Annotated in this window: 22 protein-coding genes and 1 other RNA gene; 17 read left to right on the forward strand and 6 right to left on the reverse strand. The window is 56.3% G+C overall.

Features of this window, described 5'->3' with window-relative positions:
• The first annotated feature begins 82 nt into the window (after positions 1 to 82).
• Positions 83 to 1345 (forward strand): 5-aminolevulinate synthase, encoded by a 1263-nt coding sequence (gene hemA / locus Abci_RS10040; protein WP_048839006.1) that lies wholly within the window; start codon positions 83 to 85, stop codon positions 1343 to 1345.
• Positions 1346 to 1415: 70 nt separating this feature from the next.
• Here the strand turns inward: hemA and Abci_RS10045 are convergent, their stop codons facing one another.
• Positions 1416 to 2195 carry a DsbA family protein gene (locus Abci_RS10045; RefSeq protein WP_084597632.1) on the reverse strand — a complete coding sequence of 260 codons (780 nt, stop codon included), beginning with the start codon at positions 2193 to 2195 and terminating at the stop codon, positions 1416 to 1418.
• Positions 2196 to 2436: 241 nt separating this feature from the next.
• Between Abci_RS10045 and Abci_RS10050 the strand changes: the two genes are divergently transcribed.
• Both Abci_RS10050 and recA read left to right on the forward strand, forming a co-directional pair.
• A complete protein-coding gene (locus Abci_RS10050) occupies positions 2437 to 3825 on the forward strand; it encodes a gamma-glutamyltransferase (protein ID WP_084597633.1) in 1389 nt (462 codons plus the stop codon).
• Positions 3826 to 4107: 282 nt separating this feature from the next.
• A complete protein-coding gene (recA, locus tag Abci_RS10055; RefSeq protein WP_048839007.1) occupies positions 4108 to 5142 on the forward strand; it encodes a recombinase RecA in 1035 nt (344 codons plus the stop codon).
• 41 nt (positions 5143 to 5183) lie between these two features.
• On the opposite strand, the gene Abci_RS10060 is transcribed toward recA, so the two are convergent.
• Positions 5184 to 5702 carry a GNAT family N-acetyltransferase gene (locus Abci_RS10060; RefSeq protein WP_244877642.1) on the reverse strand — a complete coding sequence of 173 codons (519 nt, stop codon included), beginning with the start codon at positions 5700 to 5702 and terminating at the stop codon, positions 5184 to 5186.
• A 92-nt stretch (positions 5703 to 5794) separates the two neighbouring features.
• Between Abci_RS10060 and Abci_RS10065 the strand changes: the two genes are divergently transcribed.
• From Abci_RS10065 to ypfJ, 4 genes are all read left to right on the forward strand, one after another.
• The gene (locus Abci_RS10065; protein WP_048839008.1) at positions 5795 to 6154 is read left to right on the forward strand and encodes a winged helix-turn-helix domain-containing protein; all 360 of its coding nucleotides are present in this window, start codon (positions 5795 to 5797) and stop codon (positions 6152 to 6154) included.
• 80 nt (positions 6155 to 6234) lie between these two features.
• Entirely contained in the window at positions 6235 to 7794 is a 1560-nt protein-coding gene (locus Abci_RS10070) for a glucan biosynthesis protein (RefSeq protein WP_048839158.1), read from the forward strand.
• Positions 7770 to 9938: a glucans biosynthesis glucosyltransferase MdoH gene (gene mdoH / locus Abci_RS10075; RefSeq protein ID WP_048839009.1), complete on the forward strand. Its 2169-nt coding sequence runs from the start codon at positions 7770 to 7772 to the stop codon at positions 9936 to 9938. Before Abci_RS10070 ends, mdoH begins: the two co-directional genes overlap by 25 nt.
• 190 nt (positions 9939 to 10128) lie before the next feature.
• Positions 10129 to 11004 (forward strand): KPN_02809 family neutral zinc metallopeptidase, encoded by an 876-nt coding sequence (gene ypfJ / locus Abci_RS10080; RefSeq protein ID WP_048839010.1) that lies wholly within the window; start codon positions 10129 to 10131, stop codon positions 11002 to 11004.
• A gap of 55 nt (positions 11005 to 11059) precedes the next feature.
• On the opposite strand, the gene Abci_RS10085 is transcribed toward ypfJ, so the two are convergent.
• Together Abci_RS10085 and Abci_RS10090 are read right to left on the reverse strand one after the other, a co-directional pair.
• Positions 11060 to 12016: an aldo/keto reductase gene (locus Abci_RS10085; protein WP_048839011.1), complete on the reverse strand. Its 957-nt coding sequence runs from the start codon at positions 12014 to 12016 to the stop codon at positions 11060 to 11062.
• Positions 12017 to 12166: 150 nt separating this feature from the next.
• On the reverse strand, positions 12167 to 12583 hold the full coding sequence (locus tag Abci_RS10090; RefSeq protein ID WP_052944817.1) for a hypothetical protein: 417 nt from the start codon (positions 12581 to 12583) through the stop codon (positions 12167 to 12169).
• Between the two features lie 166 nt (positions 12584 to 12749).
• On the opposite strand from Abci_RS10090, the gene ffs reads away from it, so the two are divergent.
• From ffs to folB, 6 genes are all read left to right on the forward strand, one after another.
• Positions 12750 to 12847, forward strand: an RNA gene (ffs, locus tag Abci_RS10095) — signal recognition particle sRNA small type.
• 57 nt (positions 12848 to 12904) lie between these two features.
• Positions 12905 to 14995 (forward strand): DNA polymerase III subunit gamma/tau, encoded by a 2091-nt coding sequence (locus Abci_RS10100; protein ID WP_048839012.1) that lies wholly within the window; start codon positions 12905 to 12907, stop codon positions 14993 to 14995.
• Between the two features lie 102 nt (positions 14996 to 15097).
• Positions 15098 to 15421 carry a YbaB/EbfC family nucleoid-associated protein gene (locus tag Abci_RS10105; RefSeq protein ID WP_048839013.1) on the forward strand — a complete coding sequence of 108 codons (324 nt, stop codon included), beginning with the start codon at positions 15098 to 15100 and terminating at the stop codon, positions 15419 to 15421.
• A gap of 36 nt (positions 15422 to 15457) precedes the next feature.
• The gene (recR, locus tag Abci_RS10110; RefSeq protein ID WP_048839014.1) at positions 15458 to 16054 is read left to right on the forward strand and encodes a recombination mediator RecR; all 597 of its coding nucleotides are present in this window, start codon (positions 15458 to 15460) and stop codon (positions 16052 to 16054) included.
• Positions 16055 to 16090: 36 nt separating this feature from the next.
• Positions 16091 to 16888: an SDR family oxidoreductase gene (locus Abci_RS10115; RefSeq protein ID WP_048839015.1), complete on the forward strand. Its 798-nt coding sequence runs from the start codon at positions 16091 to 16093 to the stop codon at positions 16886 to 16888.
• An 8-nt stretch (positions 16889 to 16896) separates the two neighbouring features.
• A complete protein-coding gene (gene folB / locus Abci_RS10120; RefSeq protein WP_048839016.1) occupies positions 16897 to 17304 on the forward strand; it encodes a dihydroneopterin aldolase in 408 nt (135 codons plus the stop codon).
• Between the two features lie 93 nt (positions 17305 to 17397).
• On the opposite strand, the gene Abci_RS10125 is transcribed toward folB, so the two are convergent.
• Positions 17398 to 17733: an FYDLN acid domain-containing protein gene (locus Abci_RS10125; RefSeq protein ID WP_048839017.1), complete on the reverse strand. Its 336-nt coding sequence runs from the start codon at positions 17731 to 17733 to the stop codon at positions 17398 to 17400.
• A gap of 240 nt (positions 17734 to 17973) precedes the next feature.
• Here Abci_RS10125 and aroA point away from each other — a divergent pair, with 240 nt between their 5' ends.
• The 4 genes from aroA (at position 17974) to Abci_RS10145 (ending at position 23511) form a co-directional block, all read left to right on the forward strand.
• Positions 17974 to 19341 carry a 3-phosphoshikimate 1-carboxyvinyltransferase gene (aroA, locus tag Abci_RS10130; protein WP_048839160.1) on the forward strand — a complete coding sequence of 456 codons (1368 nt, stop codon included), beginning with the start codon at positions 17974 to 17976 and terminating at the stop codon, positions 19339 to 19341.
• Entirely contained in the window at positions 19338 to 19982 is a 645-nt protein-coding gene (gene cmk / locus Abci_RS10135; protein WP_048839018.1) for a (d)CMP kinase, read from the forward strand. Before aroA ends, cmk begins: the two co-directional genes overlap by 4 nt.
• A 295-nt stretch (positions 19983 to 20277) precedes the next feature.
• Positions 20278 to 21990, forward strand: a complete 1713-nt coding sequence (gene rpsA / locus Abci_RS10140) for a 30S ribosomal protein S1 (RefSeq protein WP_048839020.1) — start codon at positions 20278 to 20280, stop codon at positions 21988 to 21990.
• A gap of 282 nt (positions 21991 to 22272) precedes the next feature.
• A complete protein-coding gene (locus Abci_RS10145) occupies positions 22273 to 23511 on the forward strand; it encodes an L-dopachrome tautomerase-related protein (RefSeq protein WP_048839161.1) in 1239 nt (412 codons plus the stop codon).
• 50 nt (positions 23512 to 23561) lie between these two features.
• On the opposite strand, the gene mtnK is transcribed toward Abci_RS10145, so the two are convergent.
• Complete coding sequence (gene mtnK, locus Abci_RS10150) at positions 23562 to 24821, reverse strand: S-methyl-5-thioribose kinase (RefSeq protein ID WP_048839021.1); 1260 nt, start codon at positions 24819 to 24821, stop codon at positions 23562 to 23564.
• Positions 24822 to 24842: the final 21 nt, after the last annotated feature.

Here is a 24842-nt window from a genome sequence, read left to right on the forward strand (position 1 = left end):
ATATTGGAAAAGACCGGCCAGACGGCCGAAGGGCCATGCGCCGTGCCCCGACCGTTTCTGACGACGCGAGGAGAGTAGTAGCGTGGGATTGATCAAAAACGCCCGGCATCCGTTTTATGACCATTGTGATGCGGCGTTGAACGAGATCAGGCAACAGGGGCGTTACCGGACCTTTACGCCACTGGCCCGGCTGGCAGAGCGTTTTCCGCTGTATGAAGAAGACGTGGCAGCCCAGCCCGAGGGGCGTGAGGTTATTGTCTGGTCCACCAACGACTATCTGGGCATGGGTATTGTGCCGGAAGTACAGGAAGCCGCTATTGCTGCCATTCGGGAGCATGGTGCAGGGGCTGGTGGTACCCGCAACATTGCTGGAACAAGCCCACTGCATACGCAGCTTGAAGCAGAACTGGCGTCTTTGCATGGCAAGGAAGCAGGGCTTCTGTTCGTCTCGGGTTACGTGTCCAATCAGGCCAGCTTGCAAACCATCCTGACCTCCATGCCGGGCTGGATCTGTTTTTCAGATCGTCTGAACCATGCCTCCATGATTGCAGGCATTAAGGGGGCTCGTGGCTCCCAGACCGTTATTTTTGAACATAACGATCTGGTTGACCTTGAAGCCAAACTGGCAGCCGCCCCGGTTGATGCTCCCAAGCTGATTGCCTTTGAGAGCGTTTATTCCATGGATGGCGATATCTCGGATATTGCTGGTATTTGTGCTCTGGCGCGTAAATATAATGCTCTGACCTATCTGGACGAAGTCCATGCCGTTGGCCTGTATGGGGAAGAAGGCGGTGGTATTTCCCAGCGTGATCAGGTGGCGGATCAGGTCGATATTATTGAAGGAACTCTGGCCAAAGGGTTTGGGGTGCATGGCGGTTACATCACGGCTTCTGCCGAGATTGTGGATTTCCTGCGCTCCACAGCGTCTGGCTTTATTTTCACCACGGCCCTGCCCCCTTCCGTAGTGGGAGCAGCCCTGACCAGCGTGCGCAAGGTGCGGGCTGAAAACTGGCGGCGTGAGGCTATTTTTGAGCGGGTCAACACCTTCCGTCAGCGCCTGCGTGCTGCGGGGGTGCCCTTTACCATGACACCAAGCCACATTGTGCCGGTTCCGGTAGGGGATGCAGAGGTCTGCAAGCGTATAAGCCGCCGTTTGCTGAACGATTACGGGCATTACGCAACGCCTATCAACTACCCAACTGTTCCGCAGGGAACTGAGCGGTTGCGCCTGACGCCAGGCCCATTCCATACGGATGAGATGATGGATGATATGGTGCGTGCGCTTGCCACGCTGCTGCGTGAAGAAGGCGTTATTCCGGTACGCCAGACAGAAGTTGCCGCCTGAGACTAGAACGCATTGATTCTGGGAAAAAGCCTCTTTCCTCCACCCGTGGGGAAAGAGGCTTTTTTTGTGACTAACCTGCTTTACGCAAGCGTGCCAGAGCGGCCTTCAGTTCATCCAAAGACGCTGCGCCGGGGATAATTTCCTTGTCACCGAACACGAAGGTTGGTGTGCCTTCCAGATCAATGGAGCGGGCAAGGTCAAGATTCTGGCGCATCATGTCCGTAACCTTGGGGCTTTTCATGTCCGTTACCAGACGATCTGCATCCAGCCCGACCTTTTTTGCCACGCGGCGAATCCGGTCTGTAGAGGGGCTGGCGGCATCGGCCATCAGGGCTTTCTGGAACGGAACATAGGCGTTTTGCAGGCTGGCTGCCAGAATGGCCTGCGTATCCATCACGCTGTTGGGGCCAAGAACCGGAATAACTTTTTCAACCAGTTTCAGGTCAGGCTCGGAGGCGACCAGTGTGTCCAGGTCAGCCAGAACCTTGCGGCAGTAGGGGCAACGTGGGTCATAAAATTCTACAACTTCCAGTTTGCCTTGGGGGTTGCCCAGCACCACATCCGTTGTGCTCTGGCCAAACTGCGCATGGTTGCGGCGGACCGCATCCAGTGCGGAGGAGGCTTTACGCGCTGTAGCCTGCGTTTGCAGGGCTGTAATGGCCTCAGACAGAATGGAGGGGTCTGTCTTCAGCGCGTTGCGCATAATGCTCACAATTTCGGCGCGTTGAGCCGGAGTGAAGCTGGTGTCAGCCGTTGCGGGCGAAGGGGCTACGCCTGCACCCAGCAGGAAAAGGCAGGAGGCCCCGGCAAGGGCATAGTGCCTTATGGAAGAGGGAATTAGCTTTTTCATGCCAGCAAACGTAAAGCAGTTCAGAACCGATGGGAATGGCGGAACAGAGGCGTTGCATTGGCTAAACTCTCCATGAAATGCGTTGTGCGTGTTGCTGCCGGAGCAGAACAAGGTTAATCGGGAGAGAACCCTGCGCCCGTTTTCGGGTCGATCAGAAAGATGGAGAGACCACGGCGTGTCCGAGCGTTTCATAAAGACCCGTTCTGCCCGGCTTGCGCCGTTACGTTCAGCGCCGGCCCGTATGCTGGCCCTGGCGTTGGCATCTACACTGACAGCATGTAGCTCTCTCAACCCCCTGACGTCTTTTACCCGTGAGAAACCACAATCCGTTTCCGGGTTTGTGGGGGACGTGGTGGCGGATGAACCGCAGGCTGCTCTGGCGGCGCGGGATGTGCTGGCCAAAGGTGGTAACGCGGCTGATGCGGCTGCTGCGCTGGGTATGGCGCTGTCTGTTACCCTGCCCTCTCGCGCGTCTCTGGGCGCAGGTGGCGCCTGTCTGGCCTGGAAACCCGGTGAGCAGGAAGGACATGCCTTTATTTTCCTGCCTAACGCGGGGCAGGTTGATGCGAAAGCAGACAGGCCCGCTGCTGTGCCCATGCTGGTGCGTGGCCTGTACCTGATGCAGCTCCGCTATGGCAGTGTAGAGTTTGGCGATGTGGTGCTGCCTGCACGCAACATGGCGCGCGATGGTGTGCCAGTCAGCCCGCTGCTGGCAGCGGATATGAGCGCCGTTGAAGGCCCGCTGTTGGCCGATGATAAAACACGCAGCATTTTCAGTAACGGTAATGGACAGGTTCTGAAAGCCAGCGACCTGATGGTTCAGCCCCGGCTTGCTGGTGCGCTGGAGCGTATTCGCCTTGCTGGTGCGGGTGATTTTTATACCGGAGCGCTGGCAGAAACATTCGCCCAGGCCGCACAGGCAGCCGGTGGTGGCCTGAGTAAGGCTGACCTACGCAATAGCCTGGCGACAACTGAGCGCCCCCTTACTTTACATACCAACGGCGTTGACATCAGCTTCCTGCCACCCCCGGCGGATGGCGGATTGGGTACGGCGGCTGCGTTTACGGGCAATCAGGCTCAGGCGACTGTGCGTGGTGAAGCCGTTGTGTCAGGCTGGCGTGCGCGTCAGGCTGGAAAAGGCACCAGTGTCAGTGTTGCTGACGCACAGGCGTTGCTGAATTCCGGGTCATTGCCCAGTGGTTCTGCGCTGCCGCCTCTGCCTGCTTCTACATCCTTCGTTGTAACGGATAGGCAGGGTGGTGTTGTGAGCTGTGGTCTGACCATGAACAACCTGTTCGGGACAGGCCGCGTTGCTGGCTCTACGGGTATTATTCTGGCGGCGTCTCCTGCTAAACGGCCTCTGCCTCTGCTCACGGCAGCGATTGCCCATAATGGCACAAGCCAGTTCCGTGCGGCGGCAACGGCTTCCGGGCAGAATGTTGCAGCGGATACGGCTGCGGTGGCCTTGCAGGCGGCCTTGGCAGGCGGGCGGCCAGAGGTGACCAACGGTCCCGGTCGCGCCAACTTTGTGTCCTGTCCGGCTGGTCTGCCGGGTAACAGTGCCAAATGTTTTGGTTGGACAGACCCGCGTGGCAATGGGCTTGCAGTCTCATCTGGCGAGCAGAAATAACCGGCCGCGCAGCGGATAAGCTATGTATTCTGGCAGGCGGCGTAAAAGCCGCCTGTTTTTGGGTTGAAATGTTCCCATTTTGTTCTATTTTAGAACAAAGAGAGATCAAAATATTAAGAACGCCTGCAAGCAGAGTCCTCCCTCCACACGTTGCGGAAAACTCTGTTTTTGTGGCACGTCTTGTAACACAAGCGTTGGGCACACGGTAAGAAATGCGTCAACGCGCTACTGCCACTGGAATGCGCCTTTGGTCAGCTCCAAAGGCAATTGGAAAGGTAAAGCATGGATAAGGCAAAAGCTCTTGAAGGCGCGTTGGGGCAAATTGAGCGCGCTTTTGGTAAAGGCTCTGTCATGCGTTTGGGCCAGCGCCCGCGTGAGCAGGCAGATGTCATTTCCACAGGCTCTCTGGGGCTGGACATTGCGCTGGGTATTGGCGGCCTGCCACGTGGCCGCGTTGTTGAAATCTACGGGCCAGAAAGCTCCGGTAAGACCACGTTGGCGCTTCATGCTATTGCAGAAGCCCAGAAACGCGGCGGTACCTGCGCCTTTATTGACGCCGAGCATGCACTGGACCCCGGCTACGCCAAAAAACTGGGCGTTGATATTGATAACCTGCTGATCAGCCAGCCAGACGCAGGCGAGCAGGCGCTGGAAATTGCCGATACTCTGGTGCGCTCCGGTGCCATTGATGTTCTGGTTGTGGACAGTGTTGCCGCCCTTGTGCCTCGCGCCGAGCTGGAAGGCGACATGGGCGATAGCCATGTTGGTCTTCATGCCCGTCTCATGAGCCAGGCCCTGCGTAAGCTGACTGGTTCTGTTGCCCGTTCCAACACCATGATGATCTTCCTGAACCAGATCCGTCTGAAAATTGGGGTCATGTTCGGGAACCCGGAAACCACGACAGGCGGGAACGCCCTGAAGTTTTATGCTTCCGTCCGTCTGGATATCCGGCGTATCGGGTCCATCAAAGATAAGGATGAGGTCGTAGGTAACCAGACCCGCGTTAAGGTGGTCAAAAACAAAATGGCCCCGCCTTTCCGGCAGGTTGAATTTGACATCATGTACGGCGAAGGCATCAGCAAGGTTGGTGAGTTGATCGACCTTGGCGTGAAAGCCGGTGTGGTGGAAAAATCGGGTGCATGGTTCTCCTGTGATAGCCAGCGCATTGGTCAGGGGCGTGAGAACGCCAAGCAATATCTGCGTGACCATCCCGACATGGCCAACGCCATTGAGCGTAAGGTCCGTGAGCAGGCCGGTGTTGTGGCAGATGCCATGATGGTCGGCCCGGATCAGGATGACGCTGTAGACGACGCGTAACAATACACTGCCACCCCCACCTTTTTGGTGGGGGTGGCAGTTTAAAGATGCACCGGGCGGGAGAGAAGCTGGGCGTAGGGGTCGTAACTGGCCAGAACAGCTTGTTCTTCCGCTGGCGTATTCTCTGCCATGAAGCCCTGTTTGTGCCAGAACCCCAAGGCATGACGTGTGGAAACCAGACTGATTAGGGGGAGGCGATGGTCCTGTGCCGCCTGCTCCACCAGAGAAATGGCTTTTTGAGCACAGCCCTGCCCCCTTACCTCTTCCGTTAACGCAATATCATGCAAATACCATCGGTCTGGCTGTGCAGGCAGGCGGTGCAGAAGTGTATTGAGTGCAGGCGTAAGGGTGCCCCGCCATGGGTGGCTGAGCAGATAGCCTTCAAGCTTTTCCGGCCCTTGCAGCACAAAACAGCCCTCAGGCGATAAAGCCAGCCGCTCCATGAAAATTTCGTTATCTTCAGGGTAATCCGTGTGCAGTTTACCTGCCAGGTGGATAGTAGGCTCAAGATCATCTGGTGTCATGGCGCGCCAGATGGTAGGTGCTAAATCTGTTATCACAATAGAATGCCTTGGTCAGGGCCTGAAGTAAGAGAACATATGAGTGCTCAAACTATCATGCATAATGGCCCGTTGCGACAGGAGAGCGCCTCATGTCACAACGGTTGAAATTGACGTTGCGGCTTGATGCGGACGGAAAGGCAGCTATTGGGCACGGCAAGATAAAGCTTCTGGAAAAACTGGCTGAGACCGGGTCCATCTCTGCTGCGGGGCGTGCTCTTGGCATGTCATATCGCCGGACATGGCTGTTGGTGGATAGCCTTAATTCCCTGTTTTCTGAACCAGTTGTGGCAACGCGCCCTGGCGGTGGTGGCGGTGCATTTCTGACAGAAACAGGCCAGACAGTTCTGTATTTATATCGAGATATTGAGCAGCAGGCAGCCCGCGCCAGCGCCCCCAGCATGAACAGGCTTGCGCGCCTGCTGGCGGTGCCGGAAGCCGAATGCCCTTAAAAAGCCGTATGGCAAGAGCAACCCTTGAAGGAAGAGTTTAGAGTATAATGCCGTCAGATAACGGAAAGCGGGAGATTGGTGTGTCATCATCTATTCAGCGACGCGACCTGATGCGGGTTGGCGCAGGCGCAACGTTGGCGACCCTTGCTCAGGGTGTGGTCAGTCAAGCGCAGGCGCAGAGCAACACAGCGCCAGGGTTGGCAGGCGCAACAGGAACATTTGATGACGGCACAGTAAGGCAAATTGCCAAACGCCTTGCTTCCGCACCGTATAAGGCCCCAGATCAATCCCTGCCCAAAGCAATTGATAACCTCAATTTTGACCAGTTCCGGAATATCACCTACCGGGAAGAGCGTGCCCTCTGGCACGGTGACAGTCTGGCGTTTGACGTAGAATTCTTCCCCCGTGGGTTCCTGTATCGGCCCCGGATTGATATTTTCGAGGTCAAGGACGGTCAGTCAGAGGCTGTTCCCTATAGCCCGGATTTGTTCAGCTATGGTGACCCGGCTTTGGAAGTTCAGGAAGACGTGGGCTTTGCCGGGCTGCGCCTGCGTACAGCCATCAATACGCCTGGCGTGATGGAAGAATTCTGCGTTTTTCTGGGGGCCTCCTATTTCCGGGCTGTGGCCAAGGGGCAGAATTATGGTCTGTCCGCACGTGGTTTTGCGGATGGCACTGGCGACCCGAAGGGAGAGGAGTTTGCGCTCTTCCGGGCTTTCTGGCTCGAAAAACCGCAGCCTAACGTCAAATCCGTTGTTATCCATGCCTTGATGGACAGCCCGTCCGTTGCCGGGGCGTTCAGCTTCACAATTCGGCCTGGGGATACGACTGTTTTTGATGTGCAGTCCACTTTCTTCCCCCGGACAGCCATTCAGCAGTCAGGCATCGCGCCGCTGACAGGCATGTTCTATTTTGACACGAACGACCACAACCATGTGGATGACTGGCGCCCCGCAGCGCATGACAGTGAGGCCCTGCAAATGTGGACGGGAGCTGGCCAGCAGCTTTTCCGCCCCTTACGCAACCCGCTGGACCTTCAGTTCTCAGCTTTCCGGGATGTTTCGCCTCGCGGTTTCGGCTTGATGCAGCGGCGCAGAAGCTTCCATGATTTTGAAGATCTCGCGTTAAATTATGAAAAACGCCCATCCCTCTGGATTGAACCGATCGGGGATTGGGGTGAAGGTTGGGTGGATCTGGTTGAAATTCCTACCCCTAATGAAGTGAACGATAACATCGTCTCGTTCTGGAGGCCTAAAACACCCTTGGCTGCGGGGAAAGAATACAGCTTTACCTACCGTATGTACTGGGGCTGGGATAACCCCTTCCCCACCTCTCTGGCACGGATTGCGGGCACGCGTGTGGGCTCCGTTGTGGATGACAAGAACGCGCGTTTCTTTGCTATCGACTTCAGCGGCGCACCGTTTGAGAACCTGCCGCAGGATGCGCATTTGCATCTTGTGCCGCAGGCTTCGGCTGGCACAATCCGCAATGTTGTGGTGGAGCCTAACCCGAATATCAAGGGGTGGCGCACCACCTTTGAATTTGTGCCGGGTGATGAAAAACTGGCAGAACTCCGTGCCGTACTGGCAACTGATACCGCTCCGATTTCAGAAGAATGGTTGTACCGGTGGACACCGTAACACAGCAGGCCTCCCCCTCTACCACTCCGTTTTTTGAGGCTCTGCCTCCGGAATCTCCCCTCTCCATGCCCGTGCAGGACCTGCACGGTGCACCGGATTTTGAGGGTCGGCCCCGTACACCGGTCACAGAGCCGCGTAGTATTGTGGCACGGCGTCTGGCTGTGCTGGGCTCTGCCTTTGCGCTGACTGTTTTTGGGGCATGGCGCACCCACAAGGTGCTGGATGCCAATGGGCTGACAACGCTTGGCGTGATCATGATGGTGCTGTTCGTAGCCCTGTTCATGTGGATTGCGCTGGCGTTTACGTCCTCCCTCGCCGGGTTTTTCTCCCTCATTACGCGTGGCGGTCTTGGTTTGGGCATTACCCGTTCCGGCCCCCTGCCGCAGCTTAACAGCCGCACCGCTTTGCTGCTGCCAACTTATAATGAGCCACCAAACAGAGTGATGGCTGGCCTTAAGGCCATTTACACAAGTCTTCAGGAAACCGGGCAAGGACACGCGTTTGACGTGTTCATCCTCTCTGACACAACGAATGCCGATGTCTGGGTGCAGGAAGAAGCCGCTTTTCTGGCCCTGCGTGAGCAGACAGGTGGGCATAATACCATTTTCTATCGGCGGCGGCACAACAACATAGAGCGTAAAGCCGGGAATGTGGGTGAGTGGGTGCGCCGTTTTGGTGGTGCCTATGAGCAGATGGTGACGCTGGATGCGGACTCGGTCATGTCCGGGGACACCCTGGTGCGTATGGCTGCTGCCATGGAGCGCCACCCCAGTGTTGGCCTTATTCAGACTCTGCCGGTTATTGTAGGTGGCACGACCCTCTTTGCCCGGATGCAGCAGTTTGCTGGGCGTGTGTATGGCCCCATTATTGCGCACGGTATTGCATGGTGGCACGGCTCGGAAGGTAACTACTGGGGGCACAATGCCATTATCCGGACGCGTGCCTTTGCGGGTCAGGCTGGTTTGCCACATGTGCCAGGGCGGCCACCTTTTGGCGGCCATATTCTGAGCCATGACTTTGTAGAAGCGGCTCTGATGCGGCGGGGTGGCTGGGCCATTCATATGGTGCCAGCGCTTGATGGCTCCTACGAAGAAAGCCCCCCTTCCCTGACTGACGTGGCTATTCGGGATCGCCGGTGGTGCCAGGGTAATCTTCAGCATGTCAAAGTGCTGCCCAGTAAGGGGCTGCACTGGGTTAGCCGGATGCACATGATTGTGGGGATCGGGGCGTATGTGACATCCCCGCTCTGGCTGATCTTCCTGCTGACGGGTATCCTGATTTCTCTTCAGGCCCATTTTGAGCGGGTCGAATATTTTGGGGATACCAAAACCCTTTACCCGCATTGGCCACATGTGGACCCGGTGCAGGCAAAATATGTGTTTATTGGCACCATGCTGATTTTGCTGGCACCAAAAATGCTCGCCTTCTTGGCGTTGTTGTTTGATCGTACGACCCGCAAAGGGTGCGGCGGTATTGTGCGTGCTGCAGGGTCTGTTCTGGTTGAAACGTTTATTGGTGGCCTGATTGCCCCAATAGCCATGCTCATCCAGACCTCTGGCGTTGTGTCTATTTTGTCAGGGCATGACTCCGGCTGGAATACCCAGCGCCGGGACGATGGGGGTTTTCCTCTCATGGTCGTTGTGCGGCAATATGCCAAATTTACACTATTTGGCCTTATCCTTGGCTGTGGTGCCTGGGTTGTATCCCCATCCCTGTTTTTCTGGATGACGCCGGTTCTCCTTGGGCTGGTTTTCTCCATTCCTCTTGTGGCGCTGACCAGTAGCCGAGCAGTTGGGCAAAGCTTTTTGAAAGCCGGACTGCTGCTGGTGCCTGAGGAAACACAGATGCCTGACGTGCTGCGTAAAACAGTGAGGGCGCTGGAAAGCGATGAAACCCCTCACCTGCCCCACGGTGCGCTGCGCGCCTTACGGGCTGACAGCAGTTTGCTGCAAGCACACAGGGACATGCTCCCGCCTGCCCGTAAAGCAGGAGAGCCAATTAATGCAGACCGTTTGGTAGGTTTGGTAAAAATTGCTGAGGCAGAAAACATCGCCATGGCGGACAAGGCTTTGACCCCTAAGGAAAAAGCTGCTGTTTTGGGTTGCGCTGAGGGGATAGACGCAGTGTTGCGACTGCCCGAATAAATCCAGCAAAACGAGAGATATAAGGTGCATGGCGTGGGGTGAAAACTCCACGCCTTTTTGTTACGAAGCCTCGGAATATCCTAACAAACACAGTGTACACTATGGTAGTAAAGAGCCATTACCTCTTAAAACCAGCAGCACAAAATCACAGGGGTCGTACCCCTCTTATTTCATAGGACATACCCACAGCATGCGTCTGGATGATGAGCGCGAAAGCACCAATATTGACGACCAGAGAAGCAGTGGTGGCGGCGGTGGCCGTATCCCGTTGCGCATTGGCGGGATTGGGAGTCTTGTTCTTGTGCTGGGGGCTTTATATTTTGGGGTGGACCCAAGGCTGGTCATGAGCCTGCTTGATGGCGGATCAGCTTCTGCGCCATCCGTCTCGCAAAGCACAAGTCAGGATGGGCTGGTGGCTCGGAATGATTCTCAAAAGCGGTTTATCTCCAAGGTTTTGGCCTCAACAGAAGACACATGGGGCACCTATTTTCAGCAGATGGGCCGCACATATCATGATCCGCGGCTTGTGCTGTTTACGGGAGGCGTGAAGTCCGCCTGCGGTTATGCACAGACCTCCGTAGGGCCGTTTTATTGCCCCGCAGACCATAGGGTTTATCTGGATCTCGCGTTTTTCAGGGAGCTGGAAGGTCGGTTGGGGGCCCGGGGAGACTTCGCAAAAGCGTATGTCGTGGCGCATGAAATCGGCCACCATGTCCAGAACGAGCTTGGCATCATGGCGCGGTATGCAGATATGAACGCCCCCATGCCGGAGAAAGGGGACAACGGTAAGTCTGTCCGGTTGGAATTGCAGGCGGATTGCTTCGCAGGGATATGGGCAAAGCGTGCGGATGACAGCAAGGGTATTTTACAAAGCGGTGATGTGGAGCAGGGCATGAATGCCGCCGCCGCTGTTGGGGATGACAGGCTGCAAAAGCAGGCGCAGGGCTATGTTGTGCCAGACAGCTTTACGCATGGGTCTTCTGCCCAGCGCGTAGAATGGTTCCGGCGGGGGCTTGCCTCAGGCGATGTGAAGCAGTGCGACACGTTTAGCGTGCCGTCTCTGTAACGTATTTACACAGTGTGTTGGACGGGAGAAGCAGGGCACTCGCCCTGCTTTTTTATTAAGGCGTACTGGCGTGTTCCAGTTCAGCCTTGTCTTCATCCGTCAGGATAAGTGTGGCGGCTTTTGCAAAGCTTGCAACATGGTCCCGCCGTGTGGCGCTTGCAATTGGGGCGGTAACACCCTTGCTGGCAATAAGCCATGCGAGCGCAATTTCAGCCGGTTTTGCGGCATGGCGTGCTGCAACATGGTCTAGGGCTTGAAGGATACGCAGGCCGCGTTCGGTCAGATATTTTGCAATGCCGTCACCGCGTGCGCTCTGGCTCAGGTCTTTTTCCGAGCGGTATTTCCCGCTCAAAAAACCAGATGCGAGGCTATAATAGGTCACAACACCCAGATTGTTTTGCAGGCAGAGGTCTTTCAACGCACCGTCAAAGCCTGAGCGGTCATAAAGATTATATTCCGGTTGCAGCACATCGTAACGGGGCAGGTTGTGTGCCTGAGAGACCGCTAAAGCATCCCCAAGTTGCTGGGCATCCAGATTGGAGGCTCCTATGGCGCGGATTTTTCCGGCTTTCAGCAGTTTGTCGTACGCCCGGAGGGTTTCCTCGTACGGTGTGTCCGGGTCTGCCCAGTGTGAAAAATAGAGGTCAATCCGCTCACAACGCAGCCGTTGCAGGCTGCCGTCTATTGCCTCTGTAATCCAGCGTTCGGACAGGCCTTTTTGCCCTGCGCCTCCCAGATCTGAGCCTACTTTTGAGAAAATAAGAACCTGATCCCGTTTGGACGGGTTGGCCTTCAGCCAGTTGCCAATAATGGTTTCAGACTCACCGCCTTCATTGCCGGGGCACCAGCGGGAGTAAACATCGGCAGTATCAATGGCGTTAAAGCCGTGATCGACGAAGGCGTCCAGAATGGCAAAACTGGTTTTTTCATCAATGGTCCAACCAAACACGTTGCCGCCAAAGACCACAGGGGCAATGCGTAAATCGGTTGAGCCAAGTTGGCGAAAGTCCATGACGTTAATCCCTTTTCTGGAAGACACACGGTTACGGTGTGGGTCTTCTGTAAAGCGCCCTTAAAAGGCAGGAATGCTGCCTCAAGGTAACGTCAGTGTGCTGGCGGCTGTTCCGTAAAAAATAACAGACAAGGCAGCCAACAGGCTCCTTTACTGCGCGGATGCCGTTGTGTCTGGCAGGCTGCCAACATTTTCGCAGGCTTTTACCAGTTTGACATCCGGGTTCTGGGTCTCACACAGTTTGTGCACATCTGGTGCGCACATTTCTATGGAGTTTTCAAAGTCAGATTCCAGAACATCCTGCGCAATGGCGAGGTCCTGATCGTTGGTGTGTTTCTGCTCTTCTTCCAGCAGGGCCTGCGTTTTGTGCAGTTCTTTCAGCGACTCGATGCAGGCTTCACTCGCGGCTTCAGGCTGAAACTGGAGAACAGCCAGTTCTTTCTGCAACTGCATGTTGGGTACTTTGCTGCGTACCTCGTCTCCGCCTTCTGCATGGGCGCTCAGCGGCACACACAGGAGGGCAACAAGCAGGGCGGGCAGGGCGGACAAAGCTGTAATTCTGGACACGCGCGCACACTTTCTGGGTCAGCAGGAAACAATAAGCCCATCTGGCTAATGTTTGTGTCCTAGCGTGGTCTTGGGCGTTGGGCCAAGGGGTAAACACCTGTTATTTGGGTTTGGGGGCTATGTGCAGGGTTGGCATGGGGGCTGATTTGGTGTTATTGCTCGCGGCGGAAAGTCAGCGGTGGACGGATACCTTGTTGACCTGGTCAGATCCGGAAGGAAGCAGCCACAGTGAGTTTCGTCCGGGTCATTGTCTGGCTTTCCACCTATTCCGCCCGGCTCTCTGGTAGTCCTGCGGCGTGACCCTTAGTCCTCGGAACTGTCATGACCGATAAGACCGATGCCGAACTTCCTCAGGATGAGGGGCTTCCCACTCCTGCTATGGAAGGTCCCGGTCTGTTTGGTGAAGAGCCCGCAGCGGCTCCTCCCGCCCCAACGCCTCCTGCTCCGGCAAGTGCGTCTTCTCCTTACCGTGTTCTGGCGCGTAAGTACCGGCCCACCACCTTTGATGACCTGATTGGTCAGGAAGCCATGGTGCGTACCCTGCGCAATGCATTTGCGTTGGGCCGTGTGGCACATGCCTTTATGCTGACCGGCGTGCGTGGGGTGGGTAAAACAACCACAGCCCGTATTATTGCCCGTGCGCTCAATTGTATTGGGCCAGACGGCAAGGGCGGCCCGACACCAGACCCTTGTGGCGTATGCGCCAACTGCGTGGCCATTCTGAACGACCGCCACCCCGACGTGCTGGAAATGGATGCTGCATCCCGCACCGGCGTGGATGATGTGCGTGAAATTATTGAGGCCACGCGCTTCCGCCCCATGCAGGGCCGGATGAAGGTCTTTATTATCGACGAAGTGCATATGCTCTCGCGCAACGCGTTCAACGCGCTGCTGAAAACGCTGGAAGAGCCACCTGCACAGGTTACCTTTATTTTTGCAACGACCGAACTCCGTAAAGTTCCGGTCACGGTTCTCTCCCGGTGCCAGCGCTTTGACCTGCGCCGTGTGCCCCAGGCGGATCTGACAGCTTTGTTTGGTCGCATTGCGGACAAAGAGCATGTTCGTCTTTCAGCCGATGCACTGGCCCTGATTGCCCGTGCGGCGGACGGCTCCGTGAGGGACGGGCTTTCCCTGCTGGATCAGGCCATTGCGCAGGGTACTGCCGCTGATGGTTCCGCGCAGGAAATTGGTGCAGCACTGGTGAGTGACATGCTGGGCCTGGCGGACCGGCAGGTTGTGTTTGACCTGCTGGAAGCGGTCATGACCGGCAAGCCGGACAAAGCTTTGGCCTTGGCCGATGCGGCCCATGCCCGTGGGGCTGACCCCGGCCTGATGCTGACCGATATGCTGGACCTGGTTCACACAATCTCCCGGTTACGCGCCGTGCCAGGTTTGCGTGATTCAGCCGACCTGCCTGAGGCCGAGCGCGTCCGTGGGACAGAACTGGCCGAAAGTTTGCCTGTTCCCGTGTTGATGCGGGCATGGCAAATGCTGGTCAAAGGCGTGCGGGAAGTAGAAGCGGCACCAGACCGCCGTGCGGCTGCGGATATGGTGCTGATCCGCCTGAGTTTTGTGGCTGATCTTCCCTCTCCGGAAGAGGTGATTCGCCACTTGTCCGCCCAGCAGGGAAGCGGCTCTACAGGCTCAGGCTCAGGCTCAGGCTCAGGCTCAGGCTCAGGCTCAACGAGCAACGCACCTGTCACATCCTCCGCCGCCCATCTTCCTTCTGCCGGGAGTGGGGATGCTGTGGCGGTTCAGGCGTCAGCGCAGACTATGCCCATACAGGGGAGCGGTGGACCTGCCTTGCGTATGGTGGGTGGTACCGCCCTTGCCATGGCCTCAGAGCCAGTTGCGGAGCCGCAGGCGACAGTCTCTGCCGCTGTGGTGCCGGAGCCCGTGGAGCCTCCTCCGGTTGCTGCTGAGCCAGAAATAGCGCCCATGCCCCGCACATGGCGGGAAGCCGTTGCGTTGATTAAAGAGTGCCGTAAAGCGCGTCTGCACGGGCTACTGCGGAATGCGGTCCATATGGTCTCTTTTGCGCCGGGGCATATTACCATTCGCCCACAGGCAGGCATTCCCCCGGATATTGGTAAGCAGCTTCAGCAGGCCTTGCAGGAGGCAACCCAGACGCCATGGCGTATCAGCCTGTCGCGTGAGGCGGGTGAGCCAACGCTGGATGAGCAGGGTGCAGAAATTATCCAGTTTCAGCGGCGTACAGCAGAGGCCCATCCACTCGTCAAAGCCATTCTGGCCGTTTTCCCGGATGCAGAACTGGGTGAAGTGCGGGACCATGCGCTGGATGATTACGGCCTGCCGCCCGAAGAGGTGCCTGATCTTCTGTTTGCCCCGCTTGACGCAGAACTTCTGGACGACGATGAACGACCCTTCGACCCCGGCTCCTCCATGGAGTAAGTCGGGCTGGTTGCGTCTGCGGTTTGACGTTTGATGACCACCGCACCAGTTATAACCTATGCCAGACTACCTTTCTGGTGGTCAGATTAAGGAGAGCAAACCATGAAGAACCTTGCCGGACTAATGAAGCAGGCAACGCAGATGCAGGCCAAGATGGAAGCCATGCAGAGCACGCTTGAAGCCATGAACATTGAAGGCTCTGCTGGCGCTGGGATGGTCAAGATCGTGCTGAGTGGCAAGGGTGACATGCGCTCCATTTCCATTGACCCCAAACTGGCAGACCCTGCGGAAATGGAAATGTTGCAGGACCTTATTCTGGCTGCCTGCGCAGATGCCCGCACCAAGCTGGACGCGACAGCCGCTGAAGAAATGCAGAAAGTAACAGGCGGCCTTAACCTGCCAGCAGGCATGAAACTGCCGTTCTAAACAGCGTTTATCAGCATACAACAGGAACGCGGTCTTATGGGCGGCCATGAAATAGAGCAGCTTATCAAGCTACTGGGTCGCCTGCCGGGGTTTGGCCCGCGTTCTGCACGCCGTATTGCCCTGTTTCTGCTCCGGGAGCCACAGGCGCGGCTGGCACCGCTGGCGCGTGCGCTGGAACTTGCCGGACAGGCCGTGAAAACCTGCTCAACCTGCGGAAACCTCGATACATCAGACCCCTGCCATATCTGTACGGACCCGGTGCGGGACCGCAGCATTGTGTGTGTTGTGGAAACGGTGGGTGACCTCTGGGCGCTGGAGCGTGCAGGGGTACATAGGGGGGTGTATCAGGTGCTGGGCGGTACTTTGTCCCCCTTGGCGGGCATTGGGCCGGAAGACCTCAACATTGCTTCACTGCTGGACCGCTTGGCGTGTGGCAGCGTGCGAGAGGTTATTCTAGCCCTTGGGGCCACGGTGGAAGGTGCCACAACCATGCACTGGCTTATGGACCGTCTGGCAGACTATGATGGCGTTGCCGTTAGTCGCGTAGCGCAGGGTGTGCCAGTTGGCGGCGCTCTGGATGTGCTGGATGATGGCACACTGGCGGCGGCTCTCGGGGCAAGGCGGCCTGCGTAAGGCCTGACACAAAGCCGCATAACAGAGAAAGTAGGCATGGCTGACAACCTATTTCCCATTTCCGCTAAAATTCCGCGTCGGGCGCTGGTTACCGGCGGCAAAGCCCGCTTGGGTAAGGCCATTGTTCTGGCTCTGGCTGAAGCCGGGTTTGATGTGGCTATTCATTACCGGGGCAATGCCGAGGAAGCGGAAAAAACCCGTCAGGCCGTGCTGGCCCTTGGCCGAAAGGCATGCCTTCTTCAAGCCGATATGATGCGGGAAGAGGAAGTTGAACCGCTGATTGGCAAGGCGGCGGAGGGGCTTGGTGGCCCGCTGGGGGTGTTGGTCAACAACGCCTCTACCTTTGAGCGGGACGAATGGCATGATGCCACCCGCTCAAGCTGGATAGAGCACATGAAGCCCAACCTGCGCGCCCCATTTGTGCTGATGCAGGACTTTGGCAAGGCTCTGCCAAAAGGGGCTGAGGGTCTTATCCTCAACATGCTTGACCAGCGTGTGTGGTCACTGACACCCCATTTTGTAAGCTATACCGTGTCCAAAAGTGCTCTCTGGACTTTAACGCGCACCATGGCGCTTGCGCTGGCTCCGCATGGCATCCGGGTGAATGCTATTGGTCCTGGGCCGGCAATAGCCAGTGTGCGGCAGTCAGATGAGCAGTTTGCCCGCCAATGCGCTTCTGTGCCTTTGGGGCACGGCACATCTGCCGCCGAGGTTGCGCGTGCGGCCTTGGCGTTTTTGGCTCTCCCCGCCGTAACAGGTCAGATGCTGGCTCTTGATGGCGGGCAACATCTGCAATGGTCTCCCGCTGCTGTTGGCAGCCCGCTGGAAGAATAAAACCCGACATGACTGTTTTTGCTCCATGGGGCGATGAGCCACCCCTACGGTCCCTGTTTCTGAACAACATGGTGGTGGATGCGCATATTGGCATTTTCCCGCATGAGCAGGGGGTGACCCAGCGTATCCGGGTTTCTGTCACGTTTGGTGTAGATGATGATGACACCCAGATAATTGGGGTGGATGATCTGAGCCGCACGGTTTCCTATGAACCTGTTGTGCAGTTGGTGCACCGTATTGTGCGGGAAGGGCATGTCAGGCTGGTTGAAACACTGGCCGAACGCATTGCTGCTGGTGTTCTGGCTGATGAACGCGTGCGTGTGGTACGGGTCAAGATTGAAAAGCTGGATGTCTTTGCAGAAATTGAATCCGTAGGCGTTGAGATAGAACGGCGGACGGCGCGCGCCACCCGCTGAGAGTAGTGAAACACGCATAAAAAAAGCCTGCATCAAGCAGGCTTTTTTTACGCTCTGTCCCGGACTTTGGGTCCGGGAGGGTGCTGGTACAAATCAGCTATCGTGCTCATCCGTATCCGTGCTGACATCAATATCAGAGCTGATGTCATCATCGTCGTCATCCAGATCGGATGTGTCTTCCATCACATCATCGTCATCGGACTCGGTGTCCGTATCCAGATCCAGATCCTCGTCATCATCCTTCTTCTTTACCGGGGCTGTATCAGCCGGGTTGGCAGAAAGGCTGTCCGTGCTGCGGCGCAGACGGGAGACAAGTTCAGGCTGTTCCGTGCTGCATTTCGGGCAGACAGCGGGGGAGCGGTTAAGGTCGTAAAAACGGGCACCACAGGACACGCAGACGCGTTTGGTGCCGAGATCGGGCTGGGACATCTTGCTACCTGTCGATCCTGAGCAGACATTGGGGGGCATATCACCCCGTAAAATGGGCGATTCCCTGATCGGATCAGCCCCGATGCCGGAATCACACACAACTCTTTAAGCCGAGGGCAAATGCCACTGCATACGGGCGCTGTCAAACCCCACAAGACTGAAAAGCACGATTTTCCCTATTTTAAGGGCAGTTTCCTCCCTCTGGCGGATTGACTTACGGCAGGACAAGCCGGAATGAACATGAGCATGACACAGCCAGTATCCGCCCCATCCCATCCCGCTGTTCGCTCTTTGCAAGTGAGCCGAATTTCCACACCCCTGACCGGCACTGTGGCCGTGCCGGGTGATAAATCCATCAGCCATCGCTCGCTCATGTTTTCTGCCCTTGCAGAAGGCGAGACGCGCATTGTGGGCCTGCTGGAAGGTGAGGATGTTCTGCGCACAGCAGACGCCATGCGCGCACTTGGTGCACGGATTACACGGGAAGATGATGGCCGCTGGCATGTGCATGGCTGCGGCCTTGGTGCCCTGAAGGAACCAGCCGATGTGCTGGATATGGGCAATTCCGGCACCGCGGCACGCCTTTTGTCCGGCTTGCTGGCCAGCCACGGCATGACCTCTGTCATGACCGGCGATGCCAGCCTGCGCCGCCGCCCCATGAAGCGCGTGACCGACCCGTTGGCCGCAACGGGTGCCGTGTTTTTAGCGCGGGAAGGGGGGCGTCTGCCTTTGGCCATTCAGGGCAATGCCAACCCGCCGCCGCTCAATTATCGCCTGCCTATGGCATCGGCTCAGGTTAAATCCGCTGTTTTGCTGGCCGGTTTGAACGCTGAGGGAGAAACCCGGGTTGAAGAACCCGTGCCAACCCGCGACCATACTGAAAACATGCTGCGCCATTTTGGCGCAAAGGTGAGTGTGGAAGAGACGCCAGAGGGTGGGCGAGTCATCCGCCTGCAAGGGAAACCACGCCTGATTGCGCGGGATATTACAGTGCCCGGTGATCCTTCCTCAGCGGCTTTTGTGCTTGTTGCGGCGTTGCTGGTTGCCGGGTCGGATGTGGTGATTACCAATGTTGGCCTGAACCCCCTGCGGACCGGCCTGTTCACCACCCTGCGGGAAATGGGGGCACGGCTGGATATTACCAATGAACGCACGGAAGGCGGAGAACCTGTAGGGGACCTGCACGTCAAGGCATCCTCCCTTCTGGCCGTGGATGTACCGGCAGACCGTGCTGCTTCCATGATTGATGAATATCCTGTTCTGGCCGTAGCGGCCGCCTATGCCCGTGGTATTTCGCGCTTCCGTGGCGTGGAGGAATTGCGTGTTAAGGAAAGTGACCGCTTGGCCTCCACTGTGGCGCTGCTGGAAAAAAATGGCGTGCGCACCAAAGTGGACGGTAACGACCTGATTATTTACGGCACACAGGGTGCCATTCCCGGTGGCGGTGTTGTGGAGACCCACATGGATCACCGTCTTGCCATGAGCGCCTCCGTTCTGGGGCTTGTGGCAGAGAATCCGGTGGAAATTGACGATACCGCGTTTATTGACACCAGCTTTCCCGGTTACTTCCCACTGTTCAACAGCCTTGGGGCGGGGTTTACGGCATGACACCCCACGGCCCGGTTATTGCTGTTGATGGCCCTGCGGCTGCGGGGAAGGGAACTCTGGCCAAAAAGCTGGCGCAGGAACTAGGCCTGCCGTATCTGGATACAGGGCTGCTCTACCGTGCTGTTGCGCGGTTGGCGCTGGATGCCGGGCAAGATCCGTCTGGTCCTGCTGAGAATTTTGCCGAGCACCTGACCCAGCAGGATATGGCCCGCAAGGACCTGCGGACTCCAGACGTTGCGCAGGCTGCCAGCAAGGTGGCAGCTCAACCCGCCGTGCGTCAGGCACTGGTTGAGACACAGCGCCGGTTTGCAGCAGAGCGTGGCGCGGTGCTGGATGGGCGGGATATTGGCACCGCCATTTTCCCTAATGCGGATGTAAAGCTTTTTATCACGGCTTCTCCCGCCACACGGGCCTTGCGCAGATACATGCAGATGCAGGGCAACCCGGCGGCACCGGATGCTGGGGAAAAACTGGCAGAGATGGAAGCCACGTTAAAGGCACGGGACGCGGCGGATTCCAGCCGTGCAGCAGCACCATTGCAGGTTGCTGCTGATGCAAAGGTGATTGAGACAGACCACCTGAGTGCGGAGGCCGTTCTGGCGCTGGCCCTGGCCTACACGCGGGAGCGACTCGGCAGCTAGCATGGCCTTTCCGCCGGGGGTGGATGTTACCTGCGCGGCACAACCGCCTGTTTTCAGGCTCCCTCACGTTATTTTCGTGGGGTTTGTGTTGACAATGCGCCGCAGGACGGTGTCTCTGCCAACAGATGCCTGCTGTTTGACGGCAGGTCTTCGTTTTCTTTCGACATATGGCCTAGCGGACCATGAAGGGCCCTTCCTTCATGCCACGGTCCCGGGCAAGCCGTGCTGCATTGGTGGCGCGCAGGAGTGACCGGTTTAGCCACACAGCAGGCCGGTGCAGGATTTACAGTTACACATGGCTTCAGCCGCAACCCCGACCACGGACCACTTCCGTGGTGAAGATTTTGCTACCCTTCTCGACGAGACCCTCGGCCGCGATACCGGTTTTGACGGGTCTGTTGTGCGTGGACGCATCGTTCGCCTGACCGACGAATTCGCTATCGTTGACGTTGGCCTGAAGAGCGAAGGTCGCGTTTCCCTGCGTGAATTTGCACCTCCGGGTGTAACGCCGGACATCAAGCCGGGCGACGTGATCGAACTGTATGTTGAGCGTTACGAAGACCGTGACGGCAGCATTGTTCTGTCCCGCGAAAAAGCACGCCGTGAAGAAGCCTGGACCAACCTGGAAAAAGCTTTCGAAGCAAACCAGCGCGTGAACGGCACCATTTACGGTCGCGTTAAAGGTGGCTTCACGGTTGATCTGGGTGGCGCCATGGCGTTCCTGCCTGGCAGCCAGGTTGATATCCGCCCTGTGCGTGACGTCAGCCCGCTGATGGGTGTTCCCCAGCCTTTCCAGATCCTGAAAATGGATCGTGCACGTGGCAACATTGTTGTCTCCCGTCGTGCAGTGTTGGAAGAAACCCGTGCAGAACAGCGCAGCGAACTAATCCAGGGCCTGACCGAAGGCATGATCCTGGACGGCGTTGTGAAGAACATCACCGACTACGGTGCGTTCGTTGACCTCGGCGGCGTTGATGGCCTGCTGCATGTGACCGACATCGCATGGAAGCGTATCAACCACCCATCCGAAGCTCTGCAGATCGGCCAGCCGGTTCGCGTGCAGGTTATCCGCTTCAACTCCGATACGCAGCGTATCTCCCTTGGCATGAAGCAGCTTGAAGCTGATCCATGGGAAAATGTTGCTCTGAAATATCCACCAGGTGCACGTTACACCGGCCGCGTGACGAACATCACCGATTACGGTGCATTCGTTGAGCTGGAACCGGGTGTTGAAGGTCTGGTACACGTTTCTGAAATGTCCTGGACGAAGAAAAACGTCCATCCGGGCAAAATCGTTGCAACTTCTCAGGAAGTTGACGTGATGGTTCTGGATGTAGACAGCGCAAAACGCCGTATCTCCCTGGGTCTGAAGCAGGTTCAGCGCAATCCTTGGGAACAGTTTGCGGAAGAGCACAAAGTTGGCTCCACCGTAGAAGGCGAAATCCGCAACATTACCGAATTCGGTCTGTTTGTGGGTCTGTCTGCAGACATCGACGGCATGGTTCACATGTCCGACCTGTCTTGGGACGAAGCTGGCGAAGAAGCCATGAAGAACTACGAAAAGGGCCAGGTTGTAAAAGCCAAGGTTCTGGACGTGGACGTGGAAAAAGAACGTATCTCTCTGGGCATCAAACAGCTTCAGGAAGATCCGGCAGCTGACGTTCTGACCAGTGTTCAGAAAGGCGCTATCGTAACCTGCACAGTGACCGCTGTTCAGACCAATGGCATTGAAGTGAAGGTTGACGACGTTCTGACCGGCTTCATCCGTCGCGCTGAACTGGCTCGTGACAAAGCAGAACAGCGTCCGGAACGCTTTGCAATTGGTGAACGCGTTGACGCGAAAGTTGTCTCCGTTGACCGTGCAGCCCGCAAGCTGGCCCTGACCATCAAAGGCCGCGAAGTGGAAGAAGACAAACAGGCTATCAACGAATACGGCTCATCCGACAGCGGTGCGTCTCTCGGTGATATTCTGGGTGCGGCGATCCGTCGTCGTAACACAGACGCCTAAGAGACGAAGCCTGTCAGGCTCTGGCGCGGGGACTACTCCTCGCGTTACAGAGTGTGAGAGATCGTTTCTTGAAGAAAGCGGCACCCGCAAGGGTGCCGCTTTTTTTGTGTCTGCTCGTAGAAAACGTGATGGGGGAGTGGGGTAGGCAGGGTTGTTTTAGGCGGGAAGAGGTGAAACCATGCTTGCATACCCCTGATTGGGGCATCTTCTGCCGCCACTGAAAGTTCGGACCTCATGCCCCGTAAATTTCTTACAGGAAACTCCATGCCCTCCTCTTCCGCTATGGGGGGTGCAAACACGCATCAAAGGGTAAGAGACGGGCTAAGCCGCCGTATAACGCTTCTGGCCGGGCTTTGCGCGGGCAGTGCGGCTGCGTGTCTGAGCCCACATGCACGGGCAGCGGGTGGCATGCTGACAACAGGGCCAAATGGAGACCAGGGGTACGAGCCCGCCGGGGCCTTTGAAATTGTGGCGGATTTTTACGGTCCGGGCCCTTCAGGCGTTGTGGTGACGGAGAGCGGGCGGATTTTTGTGGGGTTCCCCCGCCATGCGGTTAACCATAAAGGGGCAACACTGGGTGAGCTTGTGCAGGGGCGTGTCGTGCCTTGGCCAAGTGTGGCGCTCAGTCTGCCTTCTGGAGCAGAGCCTGCCGACAGGTTGATGTCAGTGCATGGTATGACCCTGGATAGTCAGGGGCGTTTATGGGCTATTGATGACGGTAAGCTGGCCGGACAACCCTTGTCTCCCGGTGCGGCCAAAATAATGTGCTTTGATACAGGTTCAGGCCGGCTGCTGCATAAGATCATTCTCAAAAGCCCAGCCCTTTTGCCGGATAGCCACATGAATGACCTGCGCGTGGATCTGACGCATGGCAGTCAGGGCACCGTGTTTGTAACAGATAGCTCTTTTGGGCATAGCCCGGCCTTGGTGGTCGTGGATGTTGCGTCTGGCCAACAGCGGCGGGTGCTGGCGCATCATCCTTCAACACAGGCAGAGGCCGGGTTTATGGCCGTCGTGGAAGGGGTGCCGCTTGTGTATAACCCAGACCAGAAACCGCGTTTTGTAGTGGGAGGTGCAGACGGCATAACCCTGAGCCCGGAGAGTGACCGACTTTATTATGCCCCTTTGACAAGCCGCAAACTGTACAGCCTGCCGACGGCTTTATTGGCAAACCCGACCGTGACAGAGGCTGATTTAGGCGCAGCCGTGCGGGATGAGGGTGAAAAAGGCACAGCAGACGGTCTGGCAACAGATTCAAAAGGACGTATCTACACAACCAATTTTGAGCATGACTGTATTTTACGCCGGAATGTGGATGGTACGTTTGATTTGATGGTGCATGACCCGCGTATTTTGTCACCTGATGGCATTTTTTGCACAGCCACGCATGTTTATTGTACCCTTGGGCAATGGAACAGGCTTGCAAGCTTTAATGGTGGGCAGGATAAACGCCGCCCACCGTATCACCTTATCAGGTTCCCCATTGAGGGCGTTGCCGCCTATAATGCAGAACAAGGATAAGGGATAAGAAAGGATAACTTTCTAACAGAGTGTGAATGCAACACTAAAAATCATAAATTATTTTCTTTGAAAGGTATGATGTTTTGGAAAAATATTTCAAAAACATCCTCCAAACTTTTCGCACTGTTTCTGTGTATTAAAAGATTTTTTGCGAACAGAAGCACCGTTTTTTTACGATCTGCAATTTTATTATGATCTTTCAAGGCCGAAAAATCTGCAACATGCGCGTAGCCAATAATGCGGCGTATAATTTCTGTGGCGCAATAGCCTAAAGCATCCTGAAAAATAGTCTGTATGAACTTCTTTTTGTTTGCAGATGAGTTTTTAGAAGAAGAGTCTTCCTCATAATAATGTGTGGATGGGTCAGGGTTTTTGGAGGTGGTCATCCAGAGTTTTAAAAACTCTGACTCGAAGGAAATCCAGAATTTTTCAATCATTCTTATCTGAAGAGATGTTTTTTCAATAGTCTCTTGCGCGGCGAGGCTCAGAAACAGGTTGGCCATAAAGAGCCCTATATCAAACCCGATAGGCCCATAGGTTGCAAACTCGCCATCAATAACGCGCGTATCAGACTGGGTGGCCATCACAGAGCCTGTATGCAGGTCTCCATGTAAAAGAGCTTGAGGGTTTGAGAGAAATTTCAAACGCAACTCATCAACACGTGTTTTCATAGTCTGGTTTGAGCGTATGTCCGCTACAATAGCTGTCAGTTCCGTCTCCGCCCAATGGTTGCGTGGGTGGGGGATGTAAGGGTCTGTCAGAACGAGATCTACTGTTATCCGGGTCAGTGTCTGATTGCGCGCAAAAAGAATGCGCTGGTCCATTATTTTTTCAAAAGAATATGCAAATAACGAGGTATGGAAAGTGCTGCGGGCTACAAAAAGCCCGACATGTGCAGCGCTTTGCTCAGGGGCTGTTCCGTTCATCAGGGCTGTGCGGAGCACTGTGTAACCCGCAAGGCTTTCGACGATTAAAATAAATTGCTCAGGGTCAAAATGCAGGCACTCTGTTGTCAGGTCAGGCACATAATTAAATACTTCCCGCAGGTAGGAGGCTTCAAAAAATGTGCGGTCAAGCGGCATTTTCCAGGAAGGATCTACCCGCACATGGGGGAGAGCCTGTTTCAGACAAAGCCCTCCGTTTGGCCCGTGTGCCAGAAAAACCATATTCAGGTTGCCATCACTGACTTCGCGTATGGTCCAGTCAGCGGGGTTCCCGCCAAGACGGGCTGCAAGATGGGGGAGTTTGGCTACATAAGCCCGAACACCCTCAGCATCCACAGTGCGGTAAGCGGATTGGGGTGTGCTCATGGGGAGTGATCCTGACAGACT

Source organism: Acetobacter cibinongensis (genome assembly GCF_000963925.1).
Classification (GTDB): Bacteria; Pseudomonadota; Alphaproteobacteria; order Acetobacterales; family Acetobacteraceae; genus Acetobacter; species Acetobacter cibinongensis.

What these genes read in the sequence shown, in the direction of transcription:
- Abci_RS10045 (WP_084597632.1), bottom strand. Translation starts at nt 2,195, where the DNA reads ATGAAAAAGCTAATTCCCTCTTCCATAAGGCACTATGCCCTTGCCGGG.
- Abci_RS10050 (WP_084597633.1), top strand. Translation starts at nt 2,437, where the DNA reads ATGCTGGCCCTGGCGTTGGCATCTACACTGACAGCATGTAGCTCTCTC.
- recA (WP_048839007.1), top strand. Translation starts at nt 4,108, where the DNA reads ATGGATAAGGCAAAAGCTCTTGAAGGCGCGTTGGGGCAAATTGAGCGC.
- Abci_RS10065 (WP_048839008.1), top strand. Translation starts at nt 5,795, where the DNA reads ATGTCACAACGGTTGAAATTGACGTTGCGGCTTGATGCGGACGGAAAG.
- mdoH (WP_048839009.1), top strand. Translation starts at nt 7,770, where the DNA reads ATGGTTGTACCGGTGGACACCGTAACACAGCAGGCCTCCCCCTCTACC.
- ypfJ (WP_048839010.1), top strand. Translation starts at nt 10,129, where the DNA reads ATGCGTCTGGATGATGAGCGCGAAAGCACCAATATTGACGACCAGAGA.
- Abci_RS10085 (WP_048839011.1), bottom strand. Translation starts at nt 12,016, where the DNA reads ATGGACTTTCGCCAACTTGGCTCAACCGATTTACGCATTGCCCCTGTG.
- Abci_RS10100 (WP_048839012.1), top strand. Translation starts at nt 12,905, where the DNA reads ATGACCGATAAGACCGATGCCGAACTTCCTCAGGATGAGGGGCTTCCC.
- Abci_RS10105 (WP_048839013.1), top strand. Translation starts at nt 15,098, where the DNA reads ATGAAGAACCTTGCCGGACTAATGAAGCAGGCAACGCAGATGCAGGCC.
- recR (WP_048839014.1), top strand. Translation starts at nt 15,458, where the DNA reads ATGGGCGGCCATGAAATAGAGCAGCTTATCAAGCTACTGGGTCGCCTG.
- Abci_RS10115 (WP_048839015.1), top strand. Translation starts at nt 16,091, where the DNA reads ATGGCTGACAACCTATTTCCCATTTCCGCTAAAATTCCGCGTCGGGCG.
- folB (WP_048839016.1), top strand. Translation starts at nt 16,897, where the DNA reads ATGACTGTTTTTGCTCCATGGGGCGATGAGCCACCCCTACGGTCCCTG.
- Abci_RS10125 (WP_048839017.1), bottom strand. Translation starts at nt 17,733, where the DNA reads ATGTCCCAGCCCGATCTCGGCACCAAACGCGTCTGCGTGTCCTGTGGT.
- aroA (WP_048839160.1), top strand. Translation starts at nt 17,974, where the DNA reads ATGAGCATGACACAGCCAGTATCCGCCCCATCCCATCCCGCTGTTCGC.
- cmk (WP_048839018.1), top strand. Translation starts at nt 19,338, where the DNA reads ATGACACCCCACGGCCCGGTTATTGCTGTTGATGGCCCTGCGGCTGCG.
- rpsA (WP_048839020.1), top strand. Translation starts at nt 20,278, where the DNA reads ATGGCTTCAGCCGCAACCCCGACCACGGACCACTTCCGTGGTGAAGAT.
- Abci_RS10145 (WP_048839161.1), top strand. Translation starts at nt 22,273, where the DNA reads ATGGGGGGTGCAAACACGCATCAAAGGGTAAGAGACGGGCTAAGCCGC.
- mtnK (WP_048839021.1), bottom strand. Translation starts at nt 24,821, where the DNA reads ATGAGCACACCCCAATCCGCTTACCGCACTGTGGATGCTGAGGGTGTT.